Source organism: Mucilaginibacter aquariorum, from assembly GCF_024498135.1.
Lineage (GTDB): Bacteria > Bacteroidota > Bacteroidia > Sphingobacteriales > Sphingobacteriaceae > Mucilaginibacter > Mucilaginibacter aquariorum.
Genome location: NZ_JANHOH010000001.1, coordinates 28894 through 43628, shown reverse-complemented (window position 1 = coordinate 43628; position 14735 = coordinate 28894). Strand labels below are relative to the sequence as shown.

Here is a 14735-nt window from a genome sequence, read left to right as displayed (position 1 = left end):
AAAAATGCAAATAGCCCACAAGAATTAAAAAATAATTTACATTTATTTAACAACAGGTATATTTGGCTATACGGGGTGCATATTTATATAATAAAATATATTAAAAACAATAGTTAGTTGTTTTTAACCACTTTTGGGCTTCTGAAAGTTAAGAATTGTTACTTTTGATAGAAATAAATCACCACATAGAGTAAAAAAAGCGATTTCCTCAATGTATTAAGCGCTCTTCCCATTTGGTTTCTCACTGTTTTTGGCGAAATATTCAATTGGTCGGCTATTTGCTGGCTGGAGAGGCCTTCATTAAAACGTAAGCTAAATATCATTTGCTGCTGAGGGGGCAACGTACTTACAAGATCGGTAAATGCCTTTAAAAATTCATCATGAAGCATATTAGCGTCTGCCCGCCCTGCCGTGCTTTCAATTTCTTCGGCGCCATCCGGTAAGGCTGCATACTTAGCTTCCTTTTCCATTTTCTTGAATACACCGTTACGGGCGGCAACAAGGAGATACGCGGGCAGATTAGCTATAGGTGCTTTAGAACCCCGGATCCATAGTTGTACAAAAACGTCCTGGGCAATATCCTGTGCGCGCTCCGCATCATTGAGCCTTTTATAAGCTGTATTATAAACCTGTTTCCAATATTTATTATAGAGCACATCGAAAGCCGGCTTACTTCCCTTACTAAGGAGTAACAAAAGTTCAGCATCATCCGCTATTTTCAAATCCGGGCCCATGACGCTGCAATATAAGCTTTGAGAGGGGAAACGTAAAGAGTAGTTAAATGTGATTGGATGTTCACTAATCCAAATATATCAATTATTCTAACAAAACAGAACCGGATAGTCAGGCATTGCGTGAGCAGATCGCTGCCTGCATCGCCACGTAGAAGGTTGCCCCGCCCTGTTCGCTTTCCAGCCATCAAAAGTGAACCCCGTACCGGTCTTTATAAAAGACGGTGAGCTTGCTCTCCGGTATTGGCTCTTACCTATCAGAAAAAAGCAGAGGATGTATCAGAATGACAAGCGCATCAGCCGGCGCAGCGCTTTTCCACTCCGGTTCCGATTTATACAATCCGATGCGATAAACTTTATAGAAGTTTGTATTGGATATTATCTAAGCTTTAATTGATAGGAAGACAAACGATGGCAAAAAACAATTTAATAAAAATGAACAACGTCGGCATCGTTGTCGAATCTCTGGATAACGCCATTGCTTTTTTTACGGAGATGCCGTGATGCTGCGCCTGGGAAGTAATGCTTATGTACGCCGAAGCGCAAAATGAGATAGCCGGGCCCGATGTATAGAGCACAAAACGCTTCGCTGACCTTTTTTTGGCAATAAAATCTAACAGGCACTTTAAGGTAACCAAATAGAATCGTATTCCGTAAAAGAACATTTAAAACAATATTAAGATATACTATCCCCTAGTTTCAAAAGGATACCCGTTGCCTTTTATTTTCAATCATTTCTTTTAAAAACATACTTGCATTGAACAATTGTCAATTCTTAAAATTCAATTCATAACTGCTTAAACGAAAATCATGAAAAAAAGTCTTCTTTTCCCCGCAGTATTACTGGTGCTAACCGCTTGTAAAAATAATATTCAGGTTAAACCAGCTTCCTTGCAAAACATAAAGGCAACAGCCCGGTCGGTACAATCAATCCCTTTTCGCACAGACAGTGTTTATGGCGTTAACGTTCATTTTGGTCAGGCAAACAATACGGATTATGTGGCTGATAAAATAAGTTTTGCCATCAGTCTGGCCAAACAAATGAACTTTAATTATTTCCGTACCGATGTAAGTATGAACAGCAGCGGTGTTCCGTCCAACCCTGCATTCCAGCCATTTGTTGATTCCGCGTATAATGCCGGTATAGGCATTTTAGCAATCATGAATAACCCCGCTGTCACTGCACCTGCAAACGGCATAACTTATACAACCACCGAACTCACGAACTACAACACATCAGGCTATAACCGGGGGTATGGTTTTGCATCACGCGCTGCATTGCAGGGAAAGATCCAATTTATCCAAATTTTTAATGAATTGGAAAATGATAATAACGCTTTGATATTAAAAGCAACATATTCCGGCACGCAGGAGCCTGTGATTGGCCAAAATGATGCCAAATATGACATGACCAAATATCCCGCCTATTTCCAATTTATGCTGGGAGCCTACGACGGCATAAGGGCTGCCGATAGTTCAATCAAAATCGGCACTAATTATGCCTGGCTCCATTACGGATTGTTCCTTAAGTTCAGCAAAGATATGCTCGCGCAAAACAAAAAGCTGGACTTCATGCTTTTGAATTGGTACAACGGCGAGGAATACGGGACTGATAAATCGCACAATGTTTATAGCCAGGATGTGCCAATGGCAAATGAGGCGATTAATCGCCTGAAATATAAATTTTTGACGCAACCGGCGAGTCCCCTGGTTACGCAGGTAGGGTTAAGTGAAACCGGAATCTCGTTTGGCGGTGGTGCCACTCCCAATCCAAATGGTTTAGGCAAAGGTGGTTTTTTAACGCTTATGCATGATCAGTACAAACCGCATTGTAACTTCATTTTTTATTATGAGCTATTTAAAGAGTTAAACTCAAGGGCATCCAATCCGAAAGAAGCACAATTTGGCATTCAGATCGCAACGAACCCTGCCAACCACCTGGTTACTGACACCCTATCCAATTTATATTAATAAATAATTCCCCAATTTGGCCTCCCCGAATGCGCTGGGAGTAAAAAAACAGATAGATCGCCCATAAAAAGCTGTTAAAACTAATTCAACCTTAAAATATTTTTCAAAAATAAATGCTAAAGACCCTTGCCTTGAAACGTGCGAAAAGCGGAGTGATTATCTTTTGAGATGACAGGGGATCGCTGATGCCGCGGCAGAAAGGAGTTCAAATAATCTTTAACGTACCAAATAAGCATATATGCAAATAGTGTTGACCGATGGTCAAGAAGCTCTGTTATTCGTAATGTATTAACAAAATTTAGAAAGGAACACGATTTACATCAGCTGGTTTTCTTATAATTAAAAATAGCCCAGCCATTGAATACAACAGCAAATAAAGCTATAATGCCTAATTGTCTCAGGATATCTTTAAAACCACTCCCCTTCAGGATGATCATCCGCATGACTTCAATAAGATAACTCACCGGGTTAAATTGACTAACCGCTTTTGCCCAGTCGGGCATGCTGTCGATAGAGGTAAACAGGCCACCCATCAGTATGAAAACCATCATAAAGAAAAACATAATGAACATGGCCTGCTGCTGAGTTTCGCAAAAGGTTGAGATCAGTAATCCAAAACCCAAAACAGCCAGCAGGTAAACCGATACAAAACTATACAGTAAAAAGATATTCCCCACGGGGATAATACGGTAAATAAGCCATGCGACAATAAGCCCGAGAGTGAATACCACGTTACCCAGCACCCAGAACGGGATAAGTTTACCTAATATAAAATGATGCTTTTTTATAGGTGTTACATTGATTTGCTCAATGGTGCCAACCTCCTTTTCCTTTACAATATTAAGTGCAGCTAAAAATCCCCCTACCATGGTTACCAAAATAGCCAAAATACCGGGCACCATAAATACATGATAGTCAAGAAATGGATTAAACCAGTTAGATGACGCGATATCAATTGAAAGCGTCCGGTCAAATTTTGCAGGCGGCACCAGTTGCAGTCGCACTTCGCCGTTAAAATCTTTAATAATACCGGTAAGGTAAACGCCACCCAAATTGGCCTTGGTGCCATTGATGGCATTTACCGCGATGAATATTTTTTGCCCGTTCTCGCGCACCAGGTTGCGTTCAAACCCCCGCGGTATTTCCAGTATCAGGTCGGCATCATCAGTTTCAATAAGCCGGAATGCTTCTTTAAATGAAAAGTTATAACCGGTAAGTTTAAAATAACCCGACGACGTGATTTTGGAAATGAGTTTTTGTGAATAGGACGAATGATCGTTATCAATTATGGCGATATTGATATTCTTCACCTCGTAATTGGCAGCCATTGGAAGGATAAGCAGCTGTATTACCGGCATTACAATAACCATGGCCAGTATGGCCCTGTTACGGAATATTTGTCTGAATTCCTTTTGCAGTAAAAATCTGATGGTTCTCATGATAAACGTATCTTAAAACTTTTTAAGCTTACTATGAGCAGAAAAACAGTTATGCCCGATAATATAAGCGTTTCCTTCCATATCGCGTTAAACCCCGACCCTTTGATCATGATGGCTTTTACAATGATGTAATACCATTTTGCGGGAATAATATTGGAAATCAATTGCAGTGCAACCGGCATATTTTCAATGGGAAACATAAAGCCACTGAACAGGATGGTGGGCAATAGCATGCCCATTAATGAAATGAGCATGGCCACCTGCTGCGAACTGGTTTTAACTGAAATAAAAATACCCAGCGTAAGGCAGGTTATAATAAAAAGTGTACTCTCGGCAAACAACAGAAATACATTCCCGTTCACCGGCAAATCGAGTACAAAAACACTCAGTAATAAAATAGATGCCACGTTAACGAGCGACAGCATCAGATAGGGTACCGCTTTTGATGCAATTACCAGCAATGGCTTAAAAGATGAAACCAACAGAATTTCCATCGTACCGGTTTCCTTTTCTTTAACAATGGATACAGCGGTCATCATTACACAAACCAGCATGAGCACCAATGCCATTACGCCAGGGACAAAATTCGAGGCCCCCTTAAGCTGGGGATTGTAGAGCATCCTGATCTCAGGAGAAATACGGTAAGGCGTCTGGCCTGTTTTGTTAAGCGCAGCAAGGTAATCCTGGATGATCGCGGTGACATAACTGGTTAACGTGGTCGCATTATTGGGGTCGGACGCGTCGGCAATTACCTGTATCCCGGCATTGTGCTGATGCAGTAGCTCATTGTTAAAATTGGCGGGGAAAATTACTGCCAGCCGTATGCTGCCCCTTTTAAAAGCATCTTCCATTTGCCGGCGGTTCATTACTGCCTGTTCCGTTTCGAAATATTTACTGGCCGCAATTTTTGTGATAAGCTGATGTGAAGCCGGGTCATTAGCCTGATCTAAAATGGCTATCCGGGCGTTCTTTACCTCATTGGTAAGGGCAAACCCAAAGATCAGGATCTGCACGACAGGCATTCCGAAAAGGATGAGCAATGTTTTACGGTCACGTAATACATGCGTAAACTCTTTTTTTATAAATATTGAAAATTGTTTCATCGCCAAATGTTTAATCGCTTCGTTTTGCGCCGCGGGCCAGTTCATAAAATACTTCGTCCATAGAGCCGACACCGAAGCTGGCTTTTAAATTAGCAGGGGAATCCAATGCCTTGATCTTGCCATCTACCATGATAGATATGCGGTTACAGTACTCCGCTTCGTCCATATAATGGGTGGTTACAAATATGGTTACCCCGTTATCTGCCGCGTTATAGATCAGGTCCCAGAACTGCCTGCGTGTTACCGGGTCAACACCTCCTGTAGGTTCATCCAGAAAAACAATTTTTGGCTCGTGCAGAATAGCCACCGAGAACGAGAGTTTTTGTTTCCAGCCCAAAGGTAGCGAAGCCACCAGCTTTTTCGCTTCGTTCTGCAGCCCAAGCTTATCGATCAGCTCTTCGCTTTTGGTTTTCAGTTGCCGGTCAGACAAACCATAAATACCCCCAAAGAACCTGATGTTTTCCAGTATGGTCAAGTCCTCATAAAGCGAGAACTTTTGGCTCATGTAACCTATATTCTTTTTAATCTGCTCGGTTTGCTTATATACATCAAACCCGGCAATGGTAGCCTGGCCCGATGACGGAATGGACAGTCCGCATAACATGCGCATGGCGGTTGTTTTACCCGCGCCGTTAGCCCCCAGGAAACCGAATATCTCGCCCTGATCTACCGTAAAGGTGATCTCGTCGGCGGCAATAAAACCGCCGAAACGTTTTGTTAGTTTATTTGTTTTTATAACCGGCTCATTCATATTAATTCTTTAAGAGTTTAATAAAACTGTCCTCAATGGTTACTTCGGTCTTTTTCAGATCTGTGCCGTTAACGCCCTGCTGTTCCAGATAAGTTCTTATTTTGCTTAAATCAGGGTGTTTATCCTTAAAGGCAACATGTGCATATTCGCCAAAGGCGTAACTATCAAGCACCTCGTTGTATTGGTGCAGGGCTTTTAAAAGCGAGCGCATATTTTCGGCTTTTATAGCATAAAGGTCTTCCGGATAAGAGCGTACAATATTGGCAGGGCTGTCAACAGACAATATTTTACCCGATTGGATCAGGGCGATATGGTCGCACAAATTGGCCTCGTCCATGTATGGGGTAGATACGACTATGCTGATATTTTGCGCCTTCAACTTTTTCAACATCTCCCAAAACTCCTTGCGCGAAACCGGATCTACCCCCGTCGTGGGTTCATCTAAAAACAAAACAGACGGTTTATGGATCAAGGCACAGCATAATGCCAGTTTCTGTTTCATTCCCCCCGACAGTTTACCGGCGCGCCGCGTCTTAAAAGGTTCCAGCTGCATATAGATATCCTTAATAAGATGATAATTTTCCTGAACGGTAGTATTAAAAATGACAGCGAAAAAATTGAGGTTTTCTTCAACCGTCAGATCCTGATACAAGGAAAACTTGCCGGGCATATATCCTACCCTGCTCCTGATCTGTTTGTAATCTTTCACCACATCAAAACCGTCTACCGTAGCCGAGCCGCCATCCGGAAGCAACAGCGTAGTAAGCATCCGGAAAATGCTGGTTTTCCCCGCGCCGTCCGGCCCTATTAAGCCAAATATCTCGCCCTGTTCTACCGAAAATGATACCGCATCAACCGCCGTTTTATCCTTATCATAAACCTTGCTTAAATCCTTAACTACTACAGCTTCCATCATTATAATTTTACGTCCGCGTACATCCCTATTTTCAGATAGCCATCATTCTTTATCCTGATCTTAACGGCATACACCAGGTTGGCACGTTCATCTTTGGTCTGAATGGTTTTTGGCGTAAATTCCGCTTTGTCACTCACCCGCTCTACTGTCCCTGTATAGGTTTTGTAAGTATCTTTCGTATCATCAACCAGCACCTTTACCCGCTGACCAACCTTTACGTGCGATAGCTGGTCACCGGTGATATAAGCCCTGAGTTTTATAAAGTCCAGCGCGGCTATCTTGTATATGGGTTTACCATCGGCGGTAACCTCATTTACCTCGGCGTATTTGGTCAATACTATACCGTTAACCTCATTAACGATCCGGCATTTTTCAAGCTGATCATTGATTTGCTGTATTTGCACGTTTAAAGGTGCGGTTTGCTCATTAAGGTTGGCCGAGGTAATACCCAGTGATGACCGGGTTGCCGCGATTTGCTTTTTTACAACCACTACCTGCGTATGGGCATCGTCCAGTTGTTTCTGCGTGGCGGCATCGGCTTTTAGCAGGTTGGTAATGCGCCTTTGTTCACGTTCGGCCTGACGCAGTTGTTCCCGAAGTGAGGCTGTTTGTACGGCTATATTTGGCTTTCCGCTTAACACCGTACTTATTTGCGCCTGTAGTTGTTTCTTCTTTAAATAGAGCTGCGCGCTGTCTATATATCCAACCACCTGGCCGGCCTTTAACATCTGGCCTTCTTCCAGGTCGAGCGCCTTGATAGCGCCGGACGCTTCTGCGGAGACAATGGTTTCAACGGCCTCAAATGTACCCGATGCGTCATATTTTTCTTCCTTATTATTACATGCGGTTAAAGCTGTCAAAATCAAAACTGATAATGATAATGTTTTCATAATATGCCTTTATTTTAATTACCTGTTGTAGTTTTTTGATTGTGCTGCGCCATTAATAACTGTATCTCGTGCAGTATTTTGTTCTGCCTGGCCTGATCTTCGGCATTCACTTCGCTCAAAAAATCGTTACCGTTTATTACGCCATTCTCCAGTTGTGCCATAGCAGTTGTTTTCACCTTATCGCGCAGCTCTATGATCTCATTATCTGAGGCCAGCAACTGTTGATACTTGCCAATCTCGGCATCCTGCTGTTTTACGGTTAAATTGGTATTAAACAGGAAGGTTTCTTTTTGTACGCCTAAATTTCTGCGGGAGATATTGATGAGTGCCCTTTCTTTTTTTATCGTATAGAACGCTGACGGCGACCAGGTAAAACGGATCCCCCCTATATAGTAAGCATCAGCGCCACCGCTAAGCATATTAAGCGCCGGCCTGCCCATTCCGCCCTGAAAAAAGGCGTTGAGTTTTGGTAAAGCTTTTGCTGTAATCATTTTGTTCTGGACATCGAGATTTTTGCTTTGCTCGTCGTAAACCAGTAACTCCGGGCGGTTAATTTGCTTTGAGGCTATTACCGCCCCGGGCTTAGCGAGGACGGTTTGACTGTCGATACCCCTCCCGGTAAACAGGCTCAGCATATCAGCATATGCTTTGCGGGAAGCCTGCAGTTCAATGGTATGCTGCTTGGTCTTCAGTAGATCAGCCCTGATCACGTCGCCGTTACTTTTAAAGGCGGCGCCATTCTTTATAGCTGCCTGTACCTTATTGAGCCCCAGCTGCACGTTTTTTATCAGCAATTCATTTTGCTTTATCTGTTCGTCAATAAGGAGCACGCCAAAGTACAGCTGATTGATACGTTCTTTAAGCTCATATAATGATGTTTCCAATTGCTGCTGCTCAACGGCGGCATTGCCTTTCGCAAGTTGTTTTTGCTGCCCCAATACGCCGCCATCATAAACTAACTGGTTTATTTCGCCGTAAAACTTATACTGATCTTTACTGATATCCGGGATAGCAGCGTTGGACAATTTGACAGGCACCTGGGTAACCGCTGATTGATACGTAGCCTGACCATTAATATTCAGCTGAGGCAGGTAACCTTTCCGGATGTTGTCAACAGTATAGTCGGCGGCTATGGCAATCAGTTCCCGTTGCCTTATTAAGGGATAGTTTTGTTTTGCCAGAGTGTAACAATCATTTAAAGTAAGCTGACCGGCTGGCTGCGCATGGCTGTAAGAAAGGGTCAACAGCTGAAATGCACATAGATAGAAAAGCTTGTTCATATTAATCAATTTATTTATTAATTTGATTTAGTCGTTTGATTAACTCAATATCAAAAAAAATGCCTTATTCAAGCATCATTTTTATCCATTTGGGGATCAACAGTTTACGTTCATCCATTAATTGCTTAAAAGCGGCCTCATTAACAGCTCCGGTTGTTTCAAATATAGGTTTGCTGATAAAGGGAAAAACCATCATGCCTAAAAAACTCAGAAACAACTGTATGGGGTTAATATCTTTTTTCCTCTCGGCCAGTTGTTTTACAAAATGAGATTTTAAAACATAGGTATTTAACTGCACCGTTTTTCCAAAACGTTCAGGATTGTTCCTGATCTCGCTCAAAACAAAAATGGGCAAATCCGGATTTTTGAGCAACATATCAATATAGTTAGCGGTTATCCAGTCAATTTTTTCTTCAAGCGTGTTATCAGGATTATTGAGCGCAGGAGCTATAAAAGAAAAAAGCTGCTGTACCTTCTCCATCATGATAATTTCAAAAAGCTTTTCCTTGCTGCGAAAATAATAATGAAAAAGCGCGAGGTTCAAACCGGCCTCATCTGCGATATCCCTGGTTTTTGTAGCGGCATAGCCTTTTTTGGTAAATACAATCCGCGCCGCCTCTTTTAGTTTTTCTTCGGTCGAAAGATTCTCTTTAGTCAGCTGCTCGTTTATAACTGCCATCATTGTGAATTAATATGCAAACATATAAAGATTTTTTTATTCAATCAAAATATTTAATCATTTGACTAATTTTATTGCCCATACTGTTAATCGGCTTAGCGTTTGCAAATGATAAATCTAACAGGTTCTCTACGATCGATTCATAGCTTTCAGGGTGGCCCCGCACTTTTCTATCACTCATAAGCTTTCATTTCTAATTAATACGCTAACGTTATGCTTAGGCAACTATATTCTTAACTGCAAGATTATAGTCTAATTTCAACCAGCGAGGTACTGTTTTGCTCTAATCAGCAAAATCGTATCGTTCTGCCTATTTGTTAACAGTCGGACAATTCCGTATGACTGTTTTTTATCGTTTCCGCCGGACAATGTAACCAGGGAGCACCGTCGGTGAAAAATTGGCATCCCGAATAAAAAATATTCAGTCCGAAACTGCCGGATTTTCATTTTTTTTAGCTGATCCGGTTTGGTATTTTCCTTGTAATAAGTTTGTTATCACGATGATTTAATTAATTATTGTTCATTTATTTTTTAAAGTAATTTAAAGGAGAAAAGTCCATGACCTTAGTTAAATTCAACAACAACCGTAACAACACATTATCGCGAGGCTTTAATGAAGTTTTTGAATCCATTTTCAACGACACTTTTCTGAACGACAGGATGCTGACCCGCGTCCCTGCTGTTAATATCAGTGAAAACAACTACCATGTGGAGCTGGCTGCGCCGGGATTGAAAAAAGAGGATTTTAAACTGAGCCTGGAGAACAACAACTTGACCATATCTTTGGAGATGACCGGGAAGCCGCTTACGATCTTTTTAACAGTTTGAAAGGAAACCAGGAAATAAACTTGCCGTTACATATCGACCTGATGGAAATCGTAGATGATCTGCCGGTGAAGATCAAATCGAAACAGTAAAATCAAATATTGACGTAGCTCGTCTCCATAATGTTTCACCATCCCAATTTTAGTTTAACAGCACTTTTAAAAGTATCGCCAACCGGTAAATGCTGCCCGGAAATTACAATTTTGGCCTTTTCAAAATAATCGATTTTACTAATGTTGACGATATATGATTTATGTATACGTACGAAGCATTCTTCAGGCAGCGCTTGTTCCATATTTTTCATCCGCTCGAGCGTCATCAGTTTACCTGTTGTAAGGTAGAAGATCAGATAGTCCCCAAGCCCTTCGATATAAAGAATAGTAGCAAAATCAGTCTTTTGAATTTTGTATTCTGTACGGAGCATCAGGTACCCAGAGCATTGCTGTGACGAGGTTCCAATGCGTTGTTTTGCTTTAGCGACGGCAACAAGAAAGCGGTCAAAAGTGATAGGCTTTAAAAGATAATCAATCACGTCATGCTTGTACCCTTCCAGCGCATACTCTGCATAAGCTGTGGTGAGTATTACTTTGGCGTGGTTGTTTTTCAGGGACTCCATTAGTTGAATACCTGTGATCTCCGGCATCTGTATATCCAGCAACACCAGATCGGCCAATCCTTTATTGATGGCCTCAAGCGCTTCGGACGCGCTTGTTGTTTGCAGAATAAGCTCAAGCCTAGGCGTTCTTTTAATATAACCGGATAACAACCGTATAGCCGGATGCTCGTCATCCACCACAATACACCGTATCAATCTTTTACTTTCCATAGTATAATTGCAGTTTTACAACAAACAGGTTATCAACTTCGGTAATTTCCAGCCGATGAAGACCGGGATAAAGCAGATTCAGCCGCTGTTTTACATTCTTAAGGCCGATGCCTCCTGTTATATCCTTTTTATGGGTGCCGATTATGTTAGCGCAGCTAAAATTCAACTGATCGGAGTTGCTGTCAATCTCCATTTTCAGCCAATTTTCTTTTATGCTTACCTCGCCGTGTTTAAAAGCATTCTCTATAAAAGGGATCAATAGCAACGGCGGAATGTGAGCAGTTTTATCTCTGCAACTTTTCGTTACCGCTATCATAGATGGGTACTCAAAGCGGAGCTGTTGTAATGCAATATATTTTTCGATGTAGCTGATTTCGGTACTTAGCAGAACCACTTCGTTGCTATTGTACAGCATATATCTTAACAACTCCGACAATCCCGATATGGCAGGTAAGGCCTGTGCATTTTGTTCATACACCAGCGCGTAGATATTATTGAGGTGATTGAAGAGAAAATGCGGATTGATCTGCGAGCGCAGGAAAGACAATTCAGTCTGCCGGTTTTGCAATTGTAATTCTACCTGCTGTAATTCTTTATATTGCGAGTACCTGACCAGGTAAAATATGATTGCGAAAAATACCTGCGCTGTAATGGGAATAATGACCAGTTGAAAATAACGGCTCATGCGCACAGGAGCATCTGCAAAAGCTCTTGCCCAGAACAGACAACAAAAATAGGCTCCCATGCAAATAACCAGTAACCCAAAGAACAACTGTGGATATTGTTTTCGCGGATGAAACCAGCATAATAATAAGTATACACCCAGTGCCACTAAATAGTATATCAATATATCGCCTGCAAATTGCACCCACTCGGCTATGCTGTGGCTACCGCCGGCAAAAGAAAACCGGCCACGTACCAAGCCCGGCAGTTGCCTGGCAATAATAACCAGCACATAAAAAACTAAAAACGTAAAAGAGAATAGGGATAACCTTTTCTTCATAAAACAAAGTTATCACAATTTGTGCTCGCCTGTACAGGAACCGCCTGCCTGTTTGCCGAGGTGTTTGGGCATTTGAACGATATCTCCGGCCTTGTATTTCCCCATGGTTTACTTTGGCTGAAACTTAAAACAAACGATCATGAAATTACACTTCCTCTTTTTGTGCGTCCTATGGCTATGCCCGGTATTGTTGAAGGCTCAGCCAAAACCCATTACTGCATATTTTGATGAACTGGGCCGGAGCAGGCAACATAACGGCAATATTTTAGTGGCCGATAATGGACACCCCATTATAAACTTTTCTGCGGGTTATGCAGACTTTCGAACGCAAACGCCAAACACATCATCATCCCGCTTTAACCTGGCCTCCATTTCAAAGGTGATAACGGCAACGGCCATTTTGCAATTAAGGGATAAAGGTAGGTTCAGCATTGATGACGCTTTAGTGCGCTACCTGCCTGATTTTCCTTACAAGGATATCAGGATCCGCCATTTGCTAACGCATACCTCCGGCCTCCCCGACCTTGAACTGTTTGAAGACCTCGTAAAACGGTTCCCGGATACGGTAATCACCAATAGTGATGTGTTGCCTCAATTGCGCAAATGGCAACGAGGGCTGTATTTTAAACCCGGCGATGAATTTCGCTATTGCAATACCGAATATAATTTACTCGCACTGCTGGTTGAAAAGGTAAGCGGCATGCCCTTTCCGATATATCTAAAAAAATACATTTTCGGGCCGGCGGGGATGAAAGATACCTACATCACCATGCGCAATCAAAAGAACGACGGTTTGGTCGCCCAACCGCAGATGAAACCCCACCCGGGATACGATTCAACTTTCGTAGCGGTTGACTCCATTTCTCGCTTTAGATACCTTACCTATAACAACAGCTGCACCACCGGGCAGAGCAATGTAATGAGCACCACAGCCGATATGATGAAGTTTGACCGGGCTTATTTTAAAGGCAAACTACTTGAAGCAAGCACCATGCAGGAAGCGATGACACCCGTTAAACTAAATAATGGCAATGTGTACTACGACCGTCGAATGGACACCATGGACGGCGAAGGAAAGATGACTTATGGCTTAGGCTGGGAAATTTTTGAGCAGTCCGTTTTCGGCAGATCTGTTGGGCATGGAGGATTTAAGTTTGGCCTGGCCACCTTTTATCTGCATAACCTTACAAAAAATCAAACTATTATCGGTTTCGACAATACAGCAGGGAGCGAATTCGGACGGTTTATTACCTCCTCATTATCACTTCTGAATAACAAACCACCGATGGTATTCAGAACCAGCCAATCGTTAGTGACGCTTTACGGCACCGCATTGGTAAAACAGGGCACGGACCACGCTGCTGCTGTCTTTCAGGCAAATAAGGCAGACCGTATCGCCTACTATTTGAACGAAGGGGAAATGAACGACTTAGGCTATAATCTTTTCTACATGTCTTCCTTCCCAGGCCACCGTGAAATGGCACTCGAAGTGTTCAAACTAGCGACCTTTATTTTTCCTGAAAGTTATAATACTTATGATAGCTATGGGCAATTACTAAATGAAAGTAGTAAAAAGGATGATGCTATCCTGATGTATAAAAAGTCGATAGAGTTAAATCCTGGGAACGAAGATGGTAAAAGAGCATTAAGCCAGCTGCTGGGACTTAAGGATGTTAAATAAAGTAAGGTGAGTCTAAACAACCTGTCAATTAGCAAAGTATGCCGATCGCAGATAGATGGAGTAAGAACACTAGAACGGTTTTATTCATCCAGCCTACATCGATCTGATGATAACTCATTCGAATTGCTGGTTGGTCGGTTAATATTATATCGCGGGCTCACCCCAAAAACATCATTATCGGGCAGCTGGAAGTGCTGTTGTCGTATGCGCAGCGCTTCTATCAACGGCACTTCCGGGCATAACCACGATATTCTTATCCAGCTCGAAGCGGTTCTGGATGAGGCTTTTCGTGACGATAATGTAAGCAGCAAAGGATTGCCGACGGTGGTGTCGGTTGCAGCAGCGCTTCATGTTTCACCCAATTATTTCAGCGGCTTACTGAAAACGCTGACCGGCCAAAGCACACAGCAGCATATCCACGACAGACTGATCGGCCTGGCAAAGGAGATGTTGTTTACCACCGGCCTGTCGGTAAGCGAGGTGGCTTATGCGCTGGGATTTGACTATCCGCAATCCTTCAGTAACCTATTTAAGAGCAGGACCAGTCTATCGCCCGCAGCTTTCCAGCAAACTTTTAATTAACTCATTTTACTTGCTTTGCGATGAATGGGTCACTTTTAGGCGGTTTTTTTCCGTTCAG

14 protein-coding genes are annotated in these 14735 nt (G+C 42.4%); 4 read left to right on the top strand and 10 right to left on the bottom strand.

Translation table 11 applies throughout. The annotated features are described in order from the left end of the window. Positions 1 to 158: 158 nt before the first annotated feature. The gene (locus NPE20_RS00185; protein ID WP_256536569.1) at positions 159 to 734 is read right to left on the bottom strand and encodes an RNA polymerase sigma factor; all 576 of its coding nucleotides are present in this window, start codon (positions 732 to 734) and stop codon (positions 159 to 161) included. 807 nt (positions 735 to 1541) lie between these two features. Here NPE20_RS00185 and NPE20_RS00180 point away from each other — a divergent pair. Beyond that, complete coding sequence (locus tag NPE20_RS00180; RefSeq protein ID WP_256536568.1) at positions 1542 to 2702, top strand: hypothetical protein; 1161 nt, start codon at positions 1542 to 1544, stop codon at positions 2700 to 2702. Positions 2703 to 3022: 320 nt separating this feature from the next. Here the strand turns inward: NPE20_RS00180 and NPE20_RS00175 are convergent, their stop codons facing one another. The 7 genes from NPE20_RS00175 to NPE20_RS00145 form a co-directional block, all read right to left on the bottom strand. Next, a complete protein-coding gene (locus NPE20_RS00175; RefSeq protein ID WP_256536567.1) occupies positions 3023 to 4141 on the bottom strand; it encodes an ABC transporter permease in 1119 nt (372 codons plus the stop codon). Continuing rightward, positions 4138 to 5244, bottom strand: a complete 1107-nt coding sequence (locus tag NPE20_RS00170) for an ABC transporter permease (protein ID WP_256536566.1) — start codon at positions 5242 to 5244, stop codon at positions 4138 to 4140. The genes NPE20_RS00175 and NPE20_RS00170 overlap by 4 nt, the downstream gene beginning before the upstream one ends. A gap of 10 nt (positions 5245 to 5254) precedes the next feature. After that, positions 5255 to 5995, bottom strand: coding sequence for an ABC transporter ATP-binding protein (locus tag NPE20_RS00165; RefSeq protein WP_256536565.1), 741 nt, complete (start codon positions 5993 to 5995; stop codon positions 5255 to 5257). Position 5996: 1 nt separating this feature from the next. Continuing rightward, positions 5997 to 6911 (bottom strand): ABC transporter ATP-binding protein, encoded by a 915-nt coding sequence (locus tag NPE20_RS00160; protein WP_256536564.1) that lies wholly within the window; start codon positions 6909 to 6911, stop codon positions 5997 to 5999. Further along, entirely contained in the window at positions 6911 to 7801 is an 891-nt protein-coding gene (locus NPE20_RS00155) for an HlyD family secretion protein (protein ID WP_256536563.1), read from the bottom strand. Before NPE20_RS00155 ends, NPE20_RS00160 begins: the two co-directional genes overlap by 1 nt. 14 nt (positions 7802 to 7815) lie before the next feature. Continuing rightward, entirely contained in the window at positions 7816 to 9081 is a 1266-nt protein-coding gene (locus NPE20_RS00150; protein ID WP_256536562.1) for a TolC family protein, read from the bottom strand. A 64-nt stretch (positions 9082 to 9145) separates the two neighbouring features. Next, positions 9146 to 9763, bottom strand: coding sequence for a TetR/AcrR family transcriptional regulator (locus NPE20_RS00145; RefSeq protein ID WP_256536561.1), 618 nt, complete (start codon positions 9761 to 9763; stop codon positions 9146 to 9148). Positions 9764 to 10318: 555 nt separating this feature from the next. On the opposite strand from NPE20_RS00145, the gene NPE20_RS00140 reads away from it, so the two are divergent. Next, positions 10319 to 10588, top strand: a complete 270-nt coding sequence (locus NPE20_RS00140) for an Hsp20/alpha crystallin family protein (protein ID WP_256536560.1) — start codon at positions 10319 to 10321, stop codon at positions 10586 to 10588. A gap of 124 nt (positions 10589 to 10712) precedes the next feature. Here NPE20_RS00140 and NPE20_RS00135 read toward each other — a convergent pair whose 3' ends face one another. Together NPE20_RS00135 and NPE20_RS00130 are read right to left on the bottom strand one after the other, a co-directional pair. Continuing rightward, positions 10713 to 11411: a LytR/AlgR family response regulator transcription factor gene (locus NPE20_RS00135; protein ID WP_256536559.1), complete on the bottom strand. Its 699-nt coding sequence runs from the start codon at positions 11409 to 11411 to the stop codon at positions 10713 to 10715. Then, positions 11401 to 12414, bottom strand: coding sequence for a sensor histidine kinase (locus NPE20_RS00130; protein WP_256536558.1), 1014 nt, complete (start codon positions 12412 to 12414; stop codon positions 11401 to 11403). Before NPE20_RS00130 ends, NPE20_RS00135 begins: the two co-directional genes overlap by 11 nt. Positions 12415 to 12553: 139 nt before the next feature. Between NPE20_RS00130 and NPE20_RS00125 the strand changes: the two genes are divergently transcribed. Next, a complete protein-coding gene (locus NPE20_RS00125) occupies positions 12554 to 14095 on the top strand; it encodes a beta-lactamase family protein (protein ID WP_256536557.1) in 1542 nt (513 codons plus the stop codon). Between the two features lie 204 nt (positions 14096 to 14299). After that, complete coding sequence (locus NPE20_RS00120) at positions 14300 to 14677, top strand: helix-turn-helix domain-containing protein (protein ID WP_256536556.1); 378 nt, start codon at positions 14300 to 14302, stop codon at positions 14675 to 14677. Positions 14678 to 14735 lie beyond the last annotated feature (58 nt).